The sequence below is a fragment of the Rhizobium yanglingense genome, from assembly GCF_977109285.1.
The window spans coordinates 605,203-623,225 of sequence record NZ_CDSAWY010000005.1 but is presented as its reverse complement, the minus strand read 5'-3'; the positions used below and the strand labels follow the sequence as shown (position 1 = coordinate 623,225).

At 60.2% G+C, this 18,023-nt stretch carries 15 protein-coding genes and 5 pseudogenes; 13 read left to right on the top strand and 7 right to left on the bottom strand.

Annotation, left to right across the window (positions count from 1 at the left end; genetic code table 11):
• Window positions 1–121 precede the first annotated feature (121 nt).
• Both ACW4PC_RS12655 and ACW4PC_RS12650 read right to left on the bottom strand, forming a co-directional pair.
• A pseudogene (locus ACW4PC_RS12655) lies at window positions 122–1,199 on the bottom strand (TraB/GumN family protein).
• 86 nt (window positions 1,200–1,285) lie between these two features.
• Window positions 1,286–2,221 carry a tyrosine recombinase XerC gene (locus ACW4PC_RS12650; RefSeq protein WP_455874030.1) on the bottom strand — a complete coding sequence of 312 codons (936 nt, stop codon included), beginning with the start codon at window positions 2,219–2,221 and terminating at the stop codon, window positions 1,286–1,288.
• Between the two features lie 141 nt (window positions 2,222–2,362).
• Between ACW4PC_RS12650 and ACW4PC_RS12645 the strand changes: the two genes are divergently transcribed.
• The 10 genes and pseudogenes from ACW4PC_RS12645 to ACW4PC_RS12600 all read left to right on the top strand — a co-directional run bounded on the left by ACW4PC_RS12645 (window position 2,363) and on the right by ACW4PC_RS12600 (window position 11,716).
• Window positions 2,363–3,310: a GNAT family N-acetyltransferase gene (locus ACW4PC_RS12645; protein ID WP_455874029.1), complete on the top strand. Its 948-nt coding sequence runs from the start codon at window positions 2,363–2,365 to the stop codon at window positions 3,308–3,310.
• A 21-nt stretch (window positions 3,311–3,331) separates the two neighbouring features.
• Window positions 3,332–3,457 (top strand): annotated as a pseudogene (locus ACW4PC_RS12640) (AAA family ATPase); the annotation flags it as partial.
• A gap of 155 nt (window positions 3,458–3,612) precedes the next feature.
• Window positions 3,613–5,830, top strand: a pseudogene (locus tag ACW4PC_RS12635) (primosomal protein N').
• Between the two features lie 82 nt (window positions 5,831–5,912).
• On the top strand, window positions 5,913–6,209 hold the full coding sequence (locus ACW4PC_RS12630; protein ID WP_455874028.1) for a hypothetical protein: 297 nt from the start codon (window positions 5,913–5,915) through the stop codon (window positions 6,207–6,209).
• Between the two features lie 352 nt (window positions 6,210–6,561).
• Window positions 6,562–7,131 (top strand): annotated as a pseudogene (locus tag ACW4PC_RS12625) (F0F1 ATP synthase subunit delta).
• Window positions 7,131–8,660, top strand: a complete 1,530-nt coding sequence (gene atpA / locus ACW4PC_RS12620) for a F0F1 ATP synthase subunit alpha (RefSeq protein WP_455874027.1) — start codon at window positions 7,131–7,133, stop codon at window positions 8,658–8,660. Before ACW4PC_RS12625 ends, atpA begins: the two are co-directional and overlap by 1 nt.
• Window positions 8,661–8,689: 29 nt before the next feature.
• Window positions 8,690–9,574: a F0F1 ATP synthase subunit gamma gene (locus ACW4PC_RS12615; RefSeq protein WP_455874026.1), complete on the top strand. Its 885-nt coding sequence runs from the start codon at window positions 8,690–8,692 to the stop codon at window positions 9,572–9,574.
• Window positions 9,575–9,597: 23 nt separating this feature from the next.
• On the top strand, window positions 9,598–11,070 hold the full coding sequence (gene atpD / locus ACW4PC_RS12610; protein ID WP_039847025.1) for a F0F1 ATP synthase subunit beta: 1,473 nt from the start codon (window positions 9,598–9,600) through the stop codon (window positions 11,068–11,070).
• Window positions 11,070–11,309, top strand: a complete 240-nt coding sequence (locus ACW4PC_RS12605) for a hypothetical protein (RefSeq protein WP_039846341.1) — start codon at window positions 11,070–11,072, stop codon at window positions 11,307–11,309. Before atpD ends, ACW4PC_RS12605 begins: the two co-directional genes overlap by 1 nt.
• On the top strand, window positions 11,309–11,716 hold the full coding sequence (locus ACW4PC_RS12600; protein ID WP_455874025.1) for a F0F1 ATP synthase subunit epsilon: 408 nt from the start codon (window positions 11,309–11,311) through the stop codon (window positions 11,714–11,716). The genes ACW4PC_RS12605 and ACW4PC_RS12600 overlap by 1 nt, the downstream gene beginning before the upstream one ends.
• 60 nt (window positions 11,717–11,776) lie before the next feature.
• Here the strand turns inward: ACW4PC_RS12600 and ACW4PC_RS12595 are convergent, their stop codons facing one another.
• Together ACW4PC_RS12595 and ACW4PC_RS12590 are read right to left on the bottom strand one after the other, a co-directional pair.
• A complete protein-coding gene (locus tag ACW4PC_RS12595; protein ID WP_455874024.1) occupies window positions 11,777–12,961 on the bottom strand; it encodes an acyltransferase family protein in 1,185 nt (394 codons plus the stop codon).
• A 222-nt stretch (window positions 12,962–13,183) separates the two neighbouring features.
• Window positions 13,184–13,693 carry an NADPH-dependent FMN reductase gene (locus ACW4PC_RS12590; RefSeq protein ID WP_455874023.1) on the bottom strand — a complete coding sequence of 170 codons (510 nt, stop codon included), beginning with the start codon at window positions 13,691–13,693 and terminating at the stop codon, window positions 13,184–13,186.
• Between the two features lie 133 nt (window positions 13,694–13,826).
• Between ACW4PC_RS12590 and soxR the strand changes: the two genes are divergently transcribed.
• Window positions 13,827–14,354, top strand: coding sequence for a redox-sensitive transcriptional activator SoxR (gene soxR / locus ACW4PC_RS12585; RefSeq protein ID WP_455874999.1), 528 nt, complete (start codon window positions 13,827–13,829; stop codon window positions 14,352–14,354).
• Between the two features lie 180 nt (window positions 14,355–14,534).
• On the opposite strand, the gene ACW4PC_RS12580 is transcribed toward soxR, so the two are convergent.
• Together ACW4PC_RS12580 and ACW4PC_RS12575 are read right to left on the bottom strand one after the other, a co-directional pair.
• A complete protein-coding gene (locus tag ACW4PC_RS12580; protein ID WP_455874022.1) occupies window positions 14,535–14,981 on the bottom strand; it encodes a hypothetical protein in 447 nt (148 codons plus the stop codon).
• Between the two features lie 396 nt (window positions 14,982–15,377).
• A complete protein-coding gene (locus ACW4PC_RS12575) occupies window positions 15,378–15,587 on the bottom strand; it encodes a hypothetical protein (protein ID WP_455874021.1) in 210 nt (69 codons plus the stop codon).
• Window positions 15,588–15,738: 151 nt separating this feature from the next.
• Between ACW4PC_RS12575 and ACW4PC_RS12570 the strand changes: the two genes are divergently transcribed.
• On the top strand, window positions 15,739–16,290 hold the full coding sequence (locus ACW4PC_RS12570; protein ID WP_455874020.1) for a TetR/AcrR family transcriptional regulator: 552 nt from the start codon (window positions 15,739–15,741) through the stop codon (window positions 16,288–16,290).
• Window positions 16,291–16,375: 85 nt separating this feature from the next.
• Here ACW4PC_RS12570 and ACW4PC_RS12565 read toward each other — a convergent pair.
• Window positions 16,376–17,153: pseudogene (locus ACW4PC_RS12565) on the bottom strand (DeoR/GlpR family DNA-binding transcription regulator).
• A gap of 94 nt (window positions 17,154–17,247) precedes the next feature.
• On the opposite strand from ACW4PC_RS12565, the gene ACW4PC_RS12560 reads away from it, so the two are divergent.
• Window positions 17,248–18,018, top strand: a complete 771-nt coding sequence (locus ACW4PC_RS12560; RefSeq protein ID WP_455874019.1) for an SDR family NAD(P)-dependent oxidoreductase — start codon at window positions 17,248–17,250, stop codon at window positions 18,016–18,018.
• Window positions 18,019–18,023 lie beyond the last annotated feature (5 nt).

Below are 18,023 nucleotides of genomic sequence, written 5' to 3'. Positions count from 1 at the left end.
CTTCGGCCAAAGGCCTTCACCTTACTGGTCTGAAGAGCGATTAAGTCTGGCTTCGGTCCCGCGAGCACGGGCAACCGGATAAAACTGAAATGAAGGATAAACCCGCGCTTTGCGCGTAGCTTCAATTCGCTTGGGTGACGGTGAAACCCTGTTTGCGCAGAAGTTCGATCACTCCGCCATCGCCCGGCAGATGCAGGGCGCCTACAGCCATGAAGACATTGCCGCTGGCGAGAATCGGAGCTGCGCGCTCGGCCATTATTTTGTTGCGGTCGAGGATGATGCGCTGCTCGAAGCTGGCGTAATCGCTCTCCTCGTCCTTGCCGTCCGGCGAAACTGTTTTCAGCATCGGTATCGTCATGCCGATGTCGCCGGAGAGATAGAGATCGGTCATCGTTTCCACGACGTCGTTCATCTTGGAGCCGAGCTCCAGGGTCTCGATCAGTGACTTCAGATGGAATTCGACCGGAAGTTCGGCCATTGCCTGCAGTTGTTCGGCAAGCGTTTCGAGCCCGCGCACCTGCTTGCCTTCGGCGGCTGCGTCGGTTGCGATCTTCTGATCGAGGAAGGGGATACCCTTCGCCTTGCGGGAAATCTCGCAGGCGGGGAGCGCGACGGCGCTCGCAATCATCCAGGGTCGCATGCGCGAAACGGCGGAGATCGGAATGCCGCGTTGCTGGAGGCCAGCACCGAGACGGGCGTAATCCTCGCGCGACAGGAGTTTTTCGATCGTCGTCCCATCAGTGAACATGGTGAGATCCGGCCGGGCGAGGAGAGCGGCGGCCGCCTTTTTCTCACTCAGGATCTCATCGGATTCGATGACGATCGTATCGGCGCCATCACGGGCGGCCTGGGCGTAGAGCGGCAGGTTCAGCACGCGCGGATCAGTAACATGCATGCTGCCAAGCAGCCACGAGGTCTTCAGGCCGGGCTTTTCGATCTTCCAGAAAATGCCTTTGCCGTTCGGCGTCGCATCCGCTTCCTTGACGACCTCTGCATAGCGGGTAGGATCGTTCTGCTGCAGCTCGGTCATCAGGTTCTTGCCGGTGCAGGTATCGTCGGCGAGCCTGCGCCGAAGACACCGCAAGGAGCACGGCGAGAAGCGCGGCGGCAAGCAGCATATGGAAGGCTGCAATCAGCCCGAGCAACATATTGCCCGGTGTCGCAACGCGCAGACTACGGTGGCCGACGGTGATCGTCATGATGATGTTCCGGTCACAATGTATGAGAGCTCATGCTCTACGCCTCGCATGCGCATATTGCCTTAAGAGAATGCGTTAACAAAAGATTACGCCCTCGGATGGGCACGATCGTAAACTTCCAGCAAACGCGATGAATCGACGCCGGTATAGACTTGGGTCGTGGACAGACTTGCGTGACCGAGCAGTTCCTGGATCGTCCTCAGATCGCCGCCGCCAGCCAGCAGATGGGTTGCAAAAGAATGCCGCAGCGCATGCGGTGTTGCCGTTTCCGGCAATCCGAAGGCGCTGCGCATCCGCTGCATCGTGCGCTGGATGATCCCAGCCTGGAGCTTGCCGCCGCGAGCGCCGCGGAAGAGCGGTTCTCCGTTCTCCAGATGGTACGGGCAGAGAGAGCGGTATTTCTCAACGGCTTCAAGAACAACGGGCAGCAGCGGAACCAGGCGCGTCTTGTTGCCCTTGCCGGTGATGCGCAGTGTCGTGGCGCCTGCATGCAAGCTGTCCGCAGTCAGGTCAAGTGCCTCGGCAATGCGCAGACCGCAGCCATAGAGGAGCGTGAAAACGGCGGCGTCGCGCGCAGCGATCCATGGTTCCTCGTGAAGCTGTGCCTCGTCGCTGGCGACATTGATCGCCTGCTTGTCGGAGAGTGGTTTCGGTAGCGATTTCGGCTGTTTCGGTGAGCGAACGGCTCCTGCTCCGGCGGCGTTCACCAAACCTTTTTTTTCCAGATATCGCAGCAGCGACCGAAGACCGGCCAGATTGCGGCCAAGCGATCGCGCCCCGGAACCTTCTTTTCGGCGGGCAGCCAGGAAGCCGCGGAAATCGGCCGGGCGAAGAGATTCAATGTCCTTCAACGTCGCCGGGCCGCCGATATGGCCGGTCAGGAAGGTGAGGAACTGGCGGCTATCGCGCTCGTAGGCGTCGAGCGTGTGTTCAGAAAAGCGCCGCTCGCGCTCGAGATTTTCAAGCCAGGCGCTGCGTTCCGCCATCAGGCGCGGGTCGGCGATAATCAGGAGTTCGTTCACTGGCGCGGGCCTTGATTTTGTTCTTGCCTTTGCCAAGTTTGAAGGAGGGACCGTTAGGGAATTGCTAATATCGGCCAAGCTCTTGTCATGCTTCCATCATAATAGGTTGCGATAGCTGTTCCGAACGAAACAGGACTTTGCATGGCACGGCGCCAATCCACGACGGCTTTCGGACAGCTCGCGGAAGCGATCGCTCTGGTTTCCCACGGCAACCCCGGACACATCGTTGATACTCTGATCGCCGAGCGCGGCCAGCGCATCGTCCACCACCCGCTTTGGCCGGTGATGCGGCCCTTTCTCTATGCTCTTTTGCGCTATAACAAGGCGCTTCAGTTCGCCAATGACGTAGCGAACATGCCGGGCTTCCAGTGCTTCGAATATATGAGCAACCTGCTGACGCTGGATATCGCGGTTAGAAATGCCGAGCGTATCCCTGCTTCCGGCGGCTTCATTCTCGTCAGCAATCATCCGACCGGCATTGCCGATGGCGTTGCAGTTTTCGACCTCCTGAAGAACCGCCGCCCGGACATGATGTTCTTTGCCAACCGGGACGCGGTGCGCGTCAATCCGCGTTTTGCGGAAATGGTGATCCCTGTGGAATGGCGGGACGAATACAAGACGAAACTCAAGACCCGTGAGACGCTGCAGCTCACGAACCACGCCGTGAAGGAAGGAAAGGCAACTGTATTGTTTCCCTCGGGCCGCATCGCCTATTGGGCGAACGGCCGGCTGAATGAAAGGCCGTGGAAAAACTCTGCCGTCGGCCTTGCTCGCAAATACAATCTGCCGATCTTGCCGGTCCACATGACCGCGCGCAACTCCGGTCTTTTCTACTGGTTTGCAAAGTGGTCGACCGAACTGCGCGACATGACGGTTTTTCACGAACTTCTCAACAAGCGCGGCGATCGTTTTGATTTCATCATCGGCAATCTCGTTCCGGTGGGACATCTGGACGGCGACATAAACGAAGTGACCAAGGCGCTTGAAAAACACACGCTACATGATCTGCGTGCCGACAGCGATGCACGGTTCCTGCCGCTCATGCAGCCGCCGGCGCCGGAGATAGTGGCGGCCCATTCATTTCGTTGAGCGGATAGGTTAAAGCGAGGCATGCTGCTCCGCTCGATGTTCGCCCAAAACGAAAGGTCACTGCGATCGATCCGCATGGATCTTTCGGTCATAAATCTTTTCGTCGGCGAAAACGGCGCGGGAAAAGGCAAGCTCCGGCGCGCTATCGATGGCTGGCGCTTCTTTCATGGATTGAGGGCCGACCGATTGTCGCCGCTGCGCACGCCTTGTCTGGCGGTCACGGACCCGATGCTCGATGAGGACGAGCAGGCGATGTTCTCGCAGGTTTTCTTTTTGCTTTATAGCGGGCATGGTCACGCCCGATGAGCACAGATTCGTCCGATCTCTTTGGCGCGTTACTCGAGGCACCAGCTGGAACCCGCACGGTTCCGGTTCTCGTGCCCATGCCTGCACCGAAACCCTATTCCTATTCCGTGCCGGATGGCATGGCGGTCGAGCCGGGTTCGCTCGTGCAGGTGCCGCTCGGCCCCAGACAGGTGATCGGCGTTGTCTGGGACGGTGGTGAAGATGGCGTCGATCCGAAGAAGCTTAGACCGATCACGCATGTCTTCGATTGCCCACCGCTATCCAAGGAAATGCGGGAGTTCATCGACTGGGTGGCTGCGTACACGCTATCGCCACCCGGTCTTGTTGCCCGAATGGCGCTTCGTGCGCCGAATGCCTTCGAACCGGAGCCGATGGCGGAAGGATTGCGCTTCGTCGGCGGCGAGCCGGAGCGGATGACGCCCGCGCGTGCCCGAGTGCTCGATACGGCATCGGACGGTGTCTCGTGGACACGGACCGGACTTGCACATGCCGCCGGTGTTTCCACCAGCGTTGTCGATGGCCTCATCAGCCAAGGGCTTTTCGAGACAATTTTCCTGCCTCCGCCTCCGGTCGTGGCAAAACCCGATCCGGAATTTGCCTCTTCGCGGCTGCAGGGGCCGCAGAAGGATGCCGCCGAAGAGATTTTGAACGAAATCAGAAAAGATGAGTTTGCCGTTTCGCTGATCGATGGCGTGACGGGATCCGGCAAGACCGAGGTCTATTTCGAGGCGATCGCCGAGACGCTTCGCCGCGGCAAGCAGGTACTGATCCTTCTGCCGGAAATCGCGCTCACCGCAAGTTTCCTAGAGCGCTTCCAGGACCGGTTCGGCGCAAAGCCGGCCGAATGGCATTCCGATCTCGCGCCGCGCATGCGCGAGAAAGTCTGGCGGCAGGCGGTGACCGGCGAGATTCGCGTAGTTGCCGGCGCCCGGTCGGCATTGTTTCTGCCGTTCGAAGACCTGGGGCTCATCATCATCGATGAGGAGCACGATCCTGCCTACAAGCAGGAAGACCGCGTCTATTATAATGCCCGCGACATGGCAGTCGTGCGCGGTCGCATCGGCAATTTCCCGGTTGTTCTCGTGTCGGCGACACCTTCCGTCGAAAGCCAGGTGAACGGTCAGAACGGACGCTACAGCACCATCCATCTGCCGACACGCTACGGCGAGGCGGCGCTGCCCGATCTGCATCTCGTCGATATGCGGCGGCACGCGCCGAAAAGGGAAGGTTTTCTCTCGCCGGTCTTGATCCGCGCGATCGGCAAGACGGTCGAAAAGGGCGAGCAGGCGCTGCTCTTCCTCAATCGCCGCGGCTACGCACCGCTAACACTCTGCCGTGTGTGCGGCCACCGCTTCCAGTGCCCGCAATGTTCGAGCTGGCTCGTCGAGCACCGTTTCCGCAGCCAGCTGCAGTGCCATCAATGCGGCCATACGGAGCGGACGCCGGAGGCTTGTCCGGAATGCGGAACGCTCGATCACCTCGTTGCCTGTGGGCCGGGGGTCGAGCGCATCGCGGAAGAAGTTGAGCGTCATTTCCCCGACGCGCGCACCATCGTGTTATCCTCGGACATTATGGGCGGCGTCAAACGCCTGCGGCTGGAACTCGAGGCGATCGCCAAGGGCGAAGCGGATATCGTCATCGGCACGCAGCTCGTCGCCAAGGGGCATAACTTTCCGTTGATGACACTGGTCGGCATCGTCGATGCGGATCTCGGTCTCGCCAACGGTGATCCGCGCGCGGCGGAAAGAACATTCCAGCTTCTTTCACAGGTCACGGGCCGCGCAGGGCGAACGGGTCTGAAGAGCCATGGTCTGCTGCAGACGTACCAGCCGCAGCATCCCGTCATGCAGGCGATCGTTTCAGGCGACGCGAGCGCGTTTTACGAGCGGGAAATCGCCGAGCGCGAGCGGGCAATGTTTGCCGCCTTTCGGACGCCTTGCGTCGATTATCGTCTCGGCCGAAACGCGCCATGACGCGGAAAGCCATGCCCGCGGCATGCGGAGCGCGGCGCCGCAGGTTTCCGGCATTTCCGTGCTCGGCCCCGCCGAAGCACCGCTGGCGCTGGTGCGCGGCCGCTACCGTTTCCGGCTCCTCGTACATGGGCGGCGGAGTTCCGACATGCAGGCATTTCTGCGCAGTATGCTTGCGCATGCACCGAAAGAGCGTGGCTCGGTGCACGTCCAGCTCGATATCGACCCGCAAAGCTTCCTGTAGATCGGCGATTGACAGCCGTTTTCCACCCGGCGCAATCATGCCATAAGGGGCAAGCATTCGCAGCGTGATTTGGGGTTGATCCATGGAGTTTTATTTTCCCGAGACCTTTGCCGAGCAGCTCGCATTCTGCTCGGCGGCGTTCACGGCTCTTGCGGGTCTCGTCATCATGTTCGCGCCCGGATATGCGATGCAGCTTTTCGGCCTTCAGCCGCGTGGAGAGCGCCGGGATGGTTTCGCCGAGCAACGCTCCGTCGGCGGTTTCTATCTCGGACTTGGACTGGCGGCGATCATGCTGGCGCAGGATTTCATCTACATGGCGCTTGGGGCGGCATTTGCGATCGGCGGCTTTCGCCCGGGTCGTTTCGCTCCTTTCCGATAAGGGGAGCACGATCTCTCAACTATTTACTTCCTGGTTGTGCAGGCCGTTCTAGCGGCACTCCCGCTCGCCTATTCCTTGGGCTTCTTCGCAGCCTAGATTACAGCGCCGCGAGCCGCTCGCTCGCCGGGCTTTGCGCCATTTCACGATTTTGCCGATAGAAAAGCATTCGAAAGGCATATTCGGGCATTACGCGTGTTGCGAGTCCCGACGTATCCTACGTTAGACGGACCCCGAATTTCGGAAGAAGCAAGAGGCTTCTCTTGCGATTTCTGGGGGAAATCAATACGAATTCAAGAACATAGGTCAGGCGCCCGCCAAAGGCCGGATTCTTGGGTTGAAATCAGGGAAATTTGTGCCCGTGGCAGACACGTCCCAGCTTGCTTCTGGTGTTGCAGAACGATATGCGTCCTCGCTGTTCGAACTGGCTCTTGAAGAAGGCGCCGTCGAGAGCGTCACTACAGATCTCAATCGTTTCCAGGCGATGCTGGACGAGAGCGACGACCTGAGGCGCTTCGTTGCAAGCCCGGTATTCTCCGCAGGCGATCAGCTCAAGGCGGTCGCTGCAATCAGCGAGAAGGCAGGCATCAGCGGCTTCTTTGCCAATTTCCTGAAGGTTGTGGCGCGTAACCGCCGCCTCTTTGCCCTCCCGGGCATCATCAAGGCCTTCCGCATCATTGCTGCTCGCCAGCGTGGCGAAATTTCTGCCGAGGTCACCTCGGCCCATGCGCTGACCGCAGCGCAGGAAACCGAATTGAAGGCGGCGCTGAAGGGCGTCACCGGCAAAGACGTGACGATTGCCGTACACGGTTGATCCGTCAATTCTTGGTGGTCTGATCGTGAAGGTCGGGTCCCGTCAGAGATTGATACGTCGCTTCGTACCAAACTTTCTACCCTCAAGCTTGCATTGAAAGAGGTTGGCTGATGGATATCCGCGCCGCGGAAATTTCCGCAATTCTCAAAGATCAAATTAAAAATTTCGGCAAAGAGGCGGAAGTCTCGGAAGTCGGCCAGGTGCTTTCTGTCGGTGACGGTATTGCTCGCGTTTACGGTCTGGACAACGTTCAGGCGGGTGAAATGGTCGAGTTCCCCGGCGGCATCCGCGGCATGGCGCTGAACCTCGAGTCCGATAACGTCGGTGTCGTTATCTTCGGCTCCGACCGCGACATCAAGGAAGGCCACACCGTCAAGCGGACCGGCGCCATCGTTGACGTTCCGGTTGGGCCGGAACTGCTCGGCCGGGTCGTTGACGCTCTCGGCAATCCGATCGACGGCAAGGGCCCGATCAACGCGACGCGCCGTGCGCGTGTCGACGTCAAGGCTCCCGGCATCATTCCGCGCAAGTCGGTTCATGAGCCGATGTCGACCGGCCTCAAGGCTATCGATGCTCTGATCCCCGTCGGCCGCGGCCAGCGTGAGCTTGTCATCGGCGACCGCCAGACCGGCAAGACCGCGATCCTTCTCGATACGATCCTGAACCAGAAGGCCATTCACGACTCCGGTCCGGAAGCTGAAAAGCTTTTCTGCGTCTACGTCGCCGTCGGCCAGAAGCGCTCCACGGTTGCCCAGTTCGTCAAGGTTCTCGAAGAACGTGGCGCCCTGAAGTATTCGATCATCGTTGCTGCGACGGCTTCCGATCCCGCTCCGATGCAGTTCCTGGCTCCGTTCGCCGGCTGCGCCATGGGCGAATATTTCCGCGACAACGGCCAGCATGCGCTGATCGGTTACGACGACCTGTCCAAGCAGGCTGTTTCCTACCGTCAGATGTCGCTGCTGCTGCGCCGCCCGCCGGGCCGCGAAGCCTATCCGGGCGACGTCTTCTACCTCCATTCGCGTCTCCTCGAGCGCGCTGCAAAGATGAGCGACGCAATGGGCGCCGGTTCGCTGACGGCTCTGCCGGTCATCGAAACGCAGGGCAACGACGTTTCGGCGTTCATTCCGACCAACGTGATCTCGATCACTGACGGCCAGATCTTCCTCGAAACCGACCTATTCTATCAGGGCATCCGTCCGGCGGTTAACGTCGGTCTGTCGGTTTCGCGCGTCGGCTCGGCCGCCCAGATCAAAGCGATGAAGCAGGTTGCGGGCTCGATCAAGGGTGAGCTCGCCCAGTATCGCGAAATGGCCGCCTTCGCCCAGTTCGGTTCGGACCTTGACGCTGCGACGCAGCGCCTGCTGAACCGCGGTGCCCGCCTGACCGAACTTCTGAAGCAGCCGCAGTTCTCGCCGCTGAAAGTGGAAGAGCAGGTCGCGGTCATCTTCGCAGGCGTCAACGGCTACCTGGACAAGATCGCTGTCGCTCAGATCGGCAAGTTCGAGCAGGGATTGCTCTCGTACCTGCGCTCGGAAGGCTCGGCCATCCTCGACACGATCCGCACCGAAAAGGCAATCAGCGACGATACCAAGGGTAAGCTTGTGGCTACTCTCGATACCTTCGCGAAGTCTTTCGCCTGATCGCACCGTAATTAGGGAACGGAAAACGGATGCCTTCACTTAAGGATCTGAAAAACCGGATCGCCTCCGTCAAGGCGACGCAGAAGATCACCAAGGCGATGAAAATGGTCGCCGCGGCGAAGCTTCGGCGTGCGCAGGAGGCGGCCGAGGCCGCCCGGCCCTATTCGGAGCGCATGGCGGCTGTTCTTTCGAACATCTCCAAAGCGATGACGGATGCCGATAGCGCACCAGTGCTCATGACGGGTACGGGCAAAGATCAGGTTCACCTGCTCGTTGTCTGCACCGCCGAGCGCGGCCTATGCGGCGGCTTCAATTCACAGATCGCGCGCTTTGCCCGCGACCATGCCCGCAGGCTCATCGCCGAAGGCAAGACCGTCAAGATCTTCACCGTCGGCAAGAAGGGCTACGACGTTCTTCGTCGCGAATTTGCTTCGCTTATCGTCGAGCGCAAGGAGCTTCGCGACGTGAAGCGCATCGGCTTCGAGAATGCCGACCAGATCGGCAGGCGCGTTATCGAGATGTTCGAAGCCGGCGAATTCGACGTTTGCACGCTGTTCTACTCGGAGTTCAAGTCGGTCATCTCGCAGGTGCCGACGGCTCAGCAACTCATCCCGGCTTCTGCTCCGGAAGCTGTTGCTGAAGACGTTGTGCATGCAGGTGCCGTCTATGAGTACGAGCCGGATCCGGCATCGATCCTGAACGATCTGATCCCGCGCAACATTTCGGTCCAGATTTTCCGCGCGCTCCTCGAGAACGTCGCCGGCGAAATGGGCGCGAAGATGAGCGCGATGGACAGTGCGACGCGCAACGCTGGTGAGATGATCAACAAGCTGACGCTCAGCTACAACCGGCAGCGTCAGGCTCAGATCACCAAGGAACTCATTGAAATCATTTCGGGCGCGGAAGCGCTCTGAGGTTAGAGAAAGAGGGTATGAAAATGGCTAGGGCAGCTACCCCGAGGGCGGCAGCGAAGACCGCTGCTAAGAAGACCGCCACAGGCTCTGTCGGCAGGGTCACACAGGTTATCGGCGCCGTCGTCGACGTTGCTTTCGAAGGCGAACTGCCGGCGATTTTGAACGCGCTCGAAACCACCAACATGGGCAACCGCCTGGTTCTGGAAGTCGCGCAGCATCTCGGTGAAAACGAAGTCCGCACGATCGCCATGGACTCGTCCGAAGGCCTGGTCCGCGGCCAGGAAGTCGTGGACACCGGCGCTCCGATTTCGGTTCCGGTCGGCCCGGAAACGCTCGGCCGCATCATGAACGTCATCGGCGAGCCGGTTGATGAAGCCGGTCCGCTGGTTACCGCTTCCAAGCGTGCGATCCACCAGGATGCACCGTCTTACGTCGAGCAGTCGACGGAAGCACAGATCCTCGTCACCGGCATCAAGGTCGTCGATCTTCTGGCTCCTTACGCCAAGGGCGGCAAGATCGGCCTCTTCGGCGGCGCAGGCGTCGGCAAGACGGTTCTCATCATGGAACTGATCAACAACGTTGCCAAGGCGCACGGTGGTTACTCGGTGTTTGCAGGTGTTGGTGAGCGCACGCGCGAAGGCAACGACCTCTATCACGAAATGATCGAATCGGGTGTCAACAAGCATGGCGGCGGTGAAGGCTCGAAGGCAGCCCTCGTTTACGGCCAGATGAACGAACCGCCGGGCGCTCGCGCTCGCGTCGCTCTGACCGGTCTGACGGTTGCCGAAAACTTCCGCGACCAGGGCCAGGACGTTCTGTTCTTCGTCGACAACATCTTCCGCTTCACGCAGGCAGGTTCGGAAGTGTCGGCTCTGCTTGGCCGTATTCCTTCGGCCGTCGGTTATCAGCCGACGCTCGCAACCGACATGGGCCAGATGCAGGAACGCATCACGACGACGACGACCGGCTCGATTACCTCGGTTCAGGCAATCTACGTTCCGGCCGACGACTTGACCGACCCTGCTCCGGCAACTTCGTTCGCCCATCTTGACGCGACGACCGTTCTATCGCGCTCGATTGCCGAAAAGGGTATCTACCCGGCCGTCGACCCGCTCGACTCCACCTCGCGCATGCTCGACCCGATGGTCGTCGGCGAAGAGCACTATGAAGTTGCTCGCAAGGTTCAGTCGACGCTGCAGCGCTACAAGGCCCTGCAGGATATCATCGCCATCCTTGGCATGGACGAACTGTCCGAAGAGGACAAGCTCGCCGTCGCCCGTGCCCGCAAGATCGAGCGTTTTCTGTCGCAGCCGTTCTTCGTTGCCGAAGTCTTCACCGGTTCGCCGGGCAAGCTGGTTGCGCTCGAAGACACGATCAAGGGCTTCAAGGGTCTCGTCAACGGCGAATACGACCACCTGCCGGAAGCTGCCTTCTACATGGTCGGCTCGATGGACGAAGCCATCGAGAAGGCCAAGAAGCTCTCCGCAGCTGCTTGATGAACGAAGCTCGTGACGAGATTTTCTGCTGCGACTCCTTGAAGGAAGTCGTGGCAGGACTTCCCGCCCCGGCGGCACCGACCGTTTACAGAGCAGATAACGGCGTGCTGATGATGGTAGTGGGTTTGGTCCAGACCGAGGAAGGTCTGGGATATCTCGATCAGGCGATAATGCACTGCCCGTTCTGCGGGACCAAACTGCAAGATGCAAAGGCCATAGCCGAGAAGGTGAGTCACTGATGGCTGACAATTTCAATTTTGAACTCGTATCTCCGGAGCGCCTGCTCCTGTCGGAGATGGTGACGGAAGTTGTCATTCCGGCAACCGAGGGCGAGATGACCGTCATGGCGCACCACGCCCCGACGATGACGACCATCAAGCCGGGCATCGTCAGCGTCCGCTCCAGCGGCGGCTCCAAGCAGGACTACGTTGTTTTCGGCGGCTTCGCCGACATCCTGCCGACCGGTTGCACGCTGCTTGCAGAATCCGCTGTCGCGGTCGAGGACCTGAGCAAGGACGAGTTGACCCGTCGTATCGAGGCTGCGAAAAAGGAGCTTGAGGATGCCCTGCATCACGAGCACAAGTCCAAGCTCGAGCATTTCATCATGGAACTGACGCATCTGCACGGCATCGTCCAGCCGGACTGATCGGGATTGAAACGAAATGACCTAAAGCGGCCTCAGCGGGCCGCTTTTTGTTTTGCCGGCTCAACGTGGAACGGCATGGGCTCTCAGTAGCACCGGCCGTTCTATGAAAATATAGCTGAGGCTTGCGATGACGAACACAAGGGCTGCTGCGAGGAGCGACCAGAGCAGCCAGCCGTAGAGGAGATCGTCGCTGATTGGGCCGAAGGCGGAAGGAAATTGCGCCTTCACGGCTGAAATGACCGGATCCTGCCAGATATAGATGCCGAACGAGATTTTCGCGGTGAAGCGGACCGCTCGACTATCAAGACAGTTCCCAAGCCATAGCGAGCGCGACAGCGAGACAAGCGCCACTGCAATAGCGATCGGAAAGAGCGGAAAGCAATAAGGAATTCCGAGCCAGCCATAGGCCTCCCAAGGCCCGCCCGCGGACGAGACGAGAGCAGCGGCGCTACCGGCTATGGCGATACAGGCGAGGACATCGAAGAGAGCTACCCTTCGCTTCGGCAGGATTGTCTCGACGCCCGAAGCAAGGATACCGATCGCGAAAATCGCAAAGAAGCCGATCGGATTGTAACGCGGCATCCATTCCTTCGCACCGCCCGCCATGCCGAACTGCCAGCCGCGCTGCACGTGGTCCGGCTGCAAGGCGTTGACGATTAACCAGTGCAAGGCAAGAGCGGTCGCTATGGCGCCAAGCCAAACGAGACGCGTAGAAAAGCGCGGCAGCGGGCGGCTGAAGTGATGAAGAGTGAACATGAACGCCGGCAGCAATACATAACAGGTCGCTTCGAATGGAATCGACCAAAGCGGCCCGTTCCCTTCGACCGGAAACAAGGTGCGCCAATGCCACTGGCTCATCAAAAGGAAGCCTGCGGCATAACGCATGCCGAGCTCGGCCGTTGGTGGATCTCCGAGCAGCGTGATGCTCAAAACGAAGCCTGCGGTCAGCGCCACCCAGTAGCCAGGCAGGAGGCGTGCCGCACGATGTATGGCGTAAGTTTTCAGACCCGGCAATGGGCGGTGCTCATCGAGAGCTCGCCAGAAGGGTCGCGCAAGCAGGTAGCCGCTTAGAACAAAGAAGATCGACACGCCGAAATTGCCGAAGCGGGCAATGACCAAGGCCGATTGCGCGGCGGGATCCACCTGATTGATGTCGATGCGCAGGACAAGATGATGAATGAGCACGAGCAGGCACGCCGCCGCACGCATGGCATCGGCACCCGCTAGCCTCCGATCTCTCTCCATTCGTGCCTCGCCTGTCTGCTTTTCCTCAGGCCTAGGACATGATGGCGCGTAGGACAAGGGCGCTGCTTTGGGCGGCCGGGCCTGAAACGGGCGCGCGATCCATCTTCGCTGGCCATCGGGCGCGAATGCTAACATATGCACCGGGCGAACACCCGGACATAGGCCAGCCCGGGTGCTCGCCGGGGTTTCCGTACCTGCCGGAAACGGAAACAGGCGTAGGTTTCAGGCGGCGATGTTTCGATAAGGTCGCTCGGCGCGCGCGGCGGACAATGCATGCGCCCACCATTGCAGCCTTGCCATCATCCGGGCGAGAAGCTTGAGCGCGTCTTCGGGCCGCTCGAGGTTGCCGTCTTCATCGAAACGGCTCCAAGGTGCCGCAATGCTCACTGTGTCCCGTATGGTGACGGCATGGAGTTCGGCGAAGACAAGCCGCAGCTGTTCGACAGCACGCAGACCGCCCGAGATGCCTCCATAGGATACGAAGGCGACAGGTTTGCCGTGCCAGGGTTCGTTGAACGAATCGAGCACGAATTTGAGTGCCGCTGTGAAGCTGTGATTATATTCCGGCGTGACGACGATGAAGGCATCTGCCGCATTCAGGCGAGAGGCGAGACGCTCTATTTCCGGATGATCGCTATCATGCCGGGCAGGCAGATCGAAGTCGAGCGGATCGATGATATCGAGGTCGATCAGCGGGTAGAGCGTGAGCTGCCGGGTCAGCCATTTCACCACCCGGTCGCATATCCGGCCCTCACGTATGCTTCCGTATAATGACGCCGATTCTGATAGCGGTTTGCATATATTGCCCCTTCTTTACGCTGCAAGGAGCTTGGCTTATAAAACCTCAACCAATCTTGAGGTCAATATGGAAACAAGTTCACCGACCAATTTCAGCAAGCTTCTGACTGTAGGCGAAGTGGCAGAACGTAGCGGACTGGCAGTCTCGGCGCTGCATTTCTACGAGGCGAAAGGCCTGATTTCGAGCATGCGGTCGCGCGGAAACCAGCGGCGTTACGGGCGCGATGTTCTGCGCCGTCTCGGCATCATCAAGGTGGCGCAGAGGGTCGGCATACCGCTGGCTGAAATTCAGGCGGCCTTCGATACGCTGCCGCAGGGGCGCACCCCAACTGCCGGTGACTGGCAGAAGCTCTCGCAGGGGTGGAAGGACGATCTGGATTCGCGGATCAAGCGACTGACGTTGCTTCGCGATCGTCTGACCGGTTGCATCGGCTGTGGTTGCCTGTCGATCGAAAGCTGCCCGTTGCGAAATCCCGGCGACAAGCTCGGGAAAGAGGGAACCGGCGCGCGCCTGCTGGAGGAGCCTTACGGCGGCCGCTGCAATCGCCCGTATGTAGCTGTCCAGGGCAGCGGCTTCATCCATTTGCAGATATAGCCCGTTCTTGGTCCGTCGCCGCAGGATGTCCTGAGCGGTGACGACCCATTTCGGGGTCGTTTGCGGGAGCGGGCGATTTACTACCTTAAGGCCCCGTCGGCCCGAAGCTGCGGATACGCGGGAGAATTAAAGTCCCCCACGCCATTGTGAGGGACTTTCTGAAAATCTGAGGTTTCCGAACTAAGTTTTCGATATCTCGACCGACAGATCCGGGCCGAGCGCCTGCAGGAAGCTGGCGGCATTGAAAATGGCCGCCGGCGGCTTTGCGCCGACATCGCGGATATCCCTCGACAGGATACGCTGGACCGCTTCGCAGATAATCGGCGCCGAGACGGCGTAGATGTCCTGCCCCTGCGCGACGATCCGGCGGCGCACGTCACCCTGCGCGACGATCACCTCTACCGCGAAGCGCTGCGCCGAACGCCCGGTTTCGTCGACCGCTTGCGGCGGAGGCGTCGATGGATCACGAACATCCCGCAGGGCGATTGTGCTGAGAAAGGTGTGCAGCTCCTTCGTCCGGACGTGACGGGCTATCAGCGGCACCTCCGAAAAGGGAAGCTCGACAAACGTCTGCCGGCCGAACGGGGCCGGTAGGATCGACACCCTTTCCGCAGGCGGTTGATGCACCGGCTCCAGACTGCCCGCCGCTAACGGCCAGGCGCCGCGCGGTGTTTTTTTCTCCGGTCACACGCGTGCCTCTCGTCGGCAGCCAGCTGTCGAGCGCAACTCGAATTTCGATAGTGTCGGCGTGCTTCCACTCCGTCCATGACGGCCGCCACGAGCAGGTCGGCCAGGCCGCCATAGAAGCCCATGGCCGGGATGATGGCTCACGCCTGCTTTTTGGGCTGCGACCTCGTGGCGCTCGAACGTGGCTTGTACGCTCGGCTGCTCTGCCGTCACGTCGAGATAATGAATCCCCGCCCGCAACGCGGCGCGCGCCGACCGCGTCGGCCGTATCCATGAACGGGCCCGCGCAGTTGATAACCGCCGCCGCGCCGGCGAGCGCCCTGTCTAACGCCTGCATCATCCTCGATCAACTGCTTCGACGGCATTGGATGCCGCGCTCCGGAAAGCCCGGCCAGCCGCCAGCCTCTCGGCATTCCGTCCGATGGCGATCGGTTTCAGACCGCGCCGCAACAGCTCGGTCACAACAAAACGACCGGTATGGCCGTTCGCTCCCAAGACCGCGACGGATTGGGTTGTCTTCGCGATGTCGGTTTTATCGATGGTCATTGCTCTCTCCTTCGCTACAGACCTGTCTGTACTCCACTTGAAACATACAGGTCTGTAGCGTGTCAATCCGTTTGCTGTTATGGTCGCGGAATTGGAGGTGCACGAATGACGAAAAGCACAAACGAACTCCCCTTCCTCAGGCAGCAACGAGGTGCGGGACAGGATTCTCGAGACGGCGTCGGAACTCTTTTACCGGCGCGGCGTGCGCGCCGTCGGCGTCGACCTCGTGGTCGAAAAGTCCAGCGTGGCCAAAACCAGCCTCTATCGCCATTTCGGCACGAAGGACGACCTCATCGCGGCCTTCCTCAAGCGCGAGGACCTGGACTTTTGGAGCACCTGGGATCGAGTGAGGGAACGGCATCCGGACGATGCCTGGGCCGAGCTTGATGCCCATTTTGAGTGGATCGGCGAACGGGTCGGGCGGGAAAATTACCGGGGCTGCCCGCAGATCAATACCGCGGCGGAGTTCCCCGAAGCGGATCACCCCGCCCGCAAGGTCGCCGAAGGCCACATGCGCGAGATGCGGCGGCGTCTGAAGACCATCGCCGAGAGGCTGGCGGTTGCCGCGCCCGATCGGCTCGCCGGCCAACTGGCGGTTCTGATCAACGGCGCGTTTGTCAGCATGCAGCTGTTTGAACCCGGCGAGGCAACTGGATTGCTCCGTGATGCAGCGCATGCCCTCGTCGCCGCCAGCCGTAGCTGATTACACTGATTGCTCTCCAAGTCTCAGGCTATCAAACGAAACAATTAGCGCTAGAACGAAGAAAAGCGAATGTCAAACGAACGCTCTACGACAATGCCTTTTCCGAGGTTTCGATCAAGTTGATGCCGCTTTCCGCGCAGACCTTCCTGAAGGGATTCGACATTGCAGTCGTCGGTGACGAAGGTGTGGACCTGTGACAGATGGCCGATGCGCACCGGAGCTGTGCGCTCGAACTTGGTGGAGTCGGCAACGAGGACGACGTGGCGCGCATTCGCCATGATTGCCTGTGCGACCTTCACCTCGCGGAAATCGAAGTCGAGAAGCGCACCGTCCGGATCGATCGCCGAAGCGCCGATGACGGCGTAATCGACTTTGAACTGCCGGATGAAATCGACGGCTGCTTCGCCGACGATGCCGCCATCCGAATGGCGCACCACGCCGCCCGCGATGACGACTTCGATCGAGGGAAAAAGGCGCAAGCGGCTGGCAACGTTGATGTTATTGGTGATCACCATCAATTCCTGGTGGTCGACGAGCGCTTCCCCGACGGCCTCGGTCGTCGTTCCGATGTTGATAAAGAGCGAGGCTTTGTCGGGAATAAGATCAGCGGTCGCGCGGCCGATCGCAAGTTTTTCGCTGGCGGCGATCGAGCGGCGCGCCTCGTATTTCACGTTCTCCGTCCCGCCCGGAAAGATCGCTCCGCCGTGAATGCGCGTCAGCACATGCCCATCGCAAAGATCGTTCAGATCCTTGCGGATGGTCTGCGGCGTGACAGAGAAGCGCGCTGCCAGATCTTCGACCAGCACGCGGCCTTCCGCTTTGGCGATATCGAGGATCTCCGTCTGCCGTCCGGACAGAAACATGGTTTCGCTCCCTTTCTTTCGTTGGGCCGGATCATATGTTAAAGCGAAAATTGCGCAATCGGCGACTGGCGGCCGGAGCCGGGAGGGTTCAAGCGTGTTTCATCCAAAGCTTTTTGAGAATCGCAATGTTGTGGTGACCGGAGCAGGACGTGGAATCGGCCTCGAAGTCGCGCGGCAGTTCCTGGATTGCGGCGCGCACGTCCTGGTTCATACTGGCCGCACGAGCGAAAGGGACTTGCCGGATTTCCTGCTGACGGCAGAGCAGGAGCGGCGTGCGATTCTCGTTGCAGCCGATTTTCTCGCGCCGAACGGCACTGCCGCTTTCGCAGCGAAAGCTCTGGATACTTTCGGCATCGTACACGCACTCGTCAACAATGCCGGCACCATGGTCGGCCGGTTTTTGGCAGGCGAGTTGACCGACAGGGAATACGACACGATCGTCAGACTCAACCAGACATCTGTCGTCGAACTCACGCGTGCGCTGCTGCCGGCGTTGCGGGCAGCCCACGGGGCGGCGATCGTCAATACGGTTTCCATCTCGGCGCTGACCGGCGGCAGTCCCGGTTCGGCAATCTATTCCGCCTCCAAGGCTTTCGTCGCCACTTATTCTAAAGCGCTCGCACGTGAGCTGGCGCCGGATGCGATCCGGGTCAATTGCGTCTCGCCGGGCACGATCGAAACCGACTTCCACGGACGTTATTCCTCGCCGGAAAAGCTGGAGCAGACCCGCAAGGGCATCCCGCTGCAGCGTCTCGGGACTGCCGAGGATTGCGCGCCCGCCTATCTCTTTCTGGCTGCGCCATCGCTCTCCGGCTACATCACGGGCCAAGTGCTCGAAATCAATGGTGGCCAGCTTATCTGCTGATTTGT

Coding starts and splice junctions, on each gene's coding strand:
- ACW4PC_RS12645 (WP_455874029.1), top strand. CDS start 2,363: ATGGCACGGCGCCAATCCACGACGGCTTTCGGACAGCTCGCGGAAGCG.
- ACW4PC_RS12630 (WP_455874028.1), top strand. CDS start 5,913: ATGGAGTTTTATTTTCCCGAGACCTTTGCCGAGCAGCTCGCATTCTGC.
- atpA (WP_455874027.1), top strand. CDS start 7,131: ATGGATATCCGCGCCGCGGAAATTTCCGCAATTCTCAAAGATCAAATT.
- ACW4PC_RS12615 (WP_455874026.1), top strand. CDS start 8,690: ATGCCTTCACTTAAGGATCTGAAAAACCGGATCGCCTCCGTCAAGGCG.
- atpD (WP_039847025.1), top strand. CDS start 9,598: ATGGCTAGGGCAGCTACCCCGAGGGCGGCAGCGAAGACCGCTGCTAAG.
- ACW4PC_RS12605 (WP_039846341.1), top strand. CDS start 11,070: ATGAACGAAGCTCGTGACGAGATTTTCTGCTGCGACTCCTTGAAGGAA.
- ACW4PC_RS12600 (WP_455874025.1), top strand. CDS start 11,309: ATGGCTGACAATTTCAATTTTGAACTCGTATCTCCGGAGCGCCTGCTC.
- ACW4PC_RS12595 (WP_455874024.1), bottom strand. CDS start 12,961: ATGGAGAGAGATCGGAGGCTAGCGGGTGCCGATGCCATGCGTGCGGCG.
- soxR (WP_455874999.1), top strand. CDS start 13,827: ATGGAAACAAGTTCACCGACCAATTTCAGCAAGCTTCTGACTGTAGGC.
- ACW4PC_RS12575 (WP_455874021.1), bottom strand. CDS start 15,587: ATGACCATCGATAAAACCGACATCGCGAAGACAACCCAATCCGTCGCG.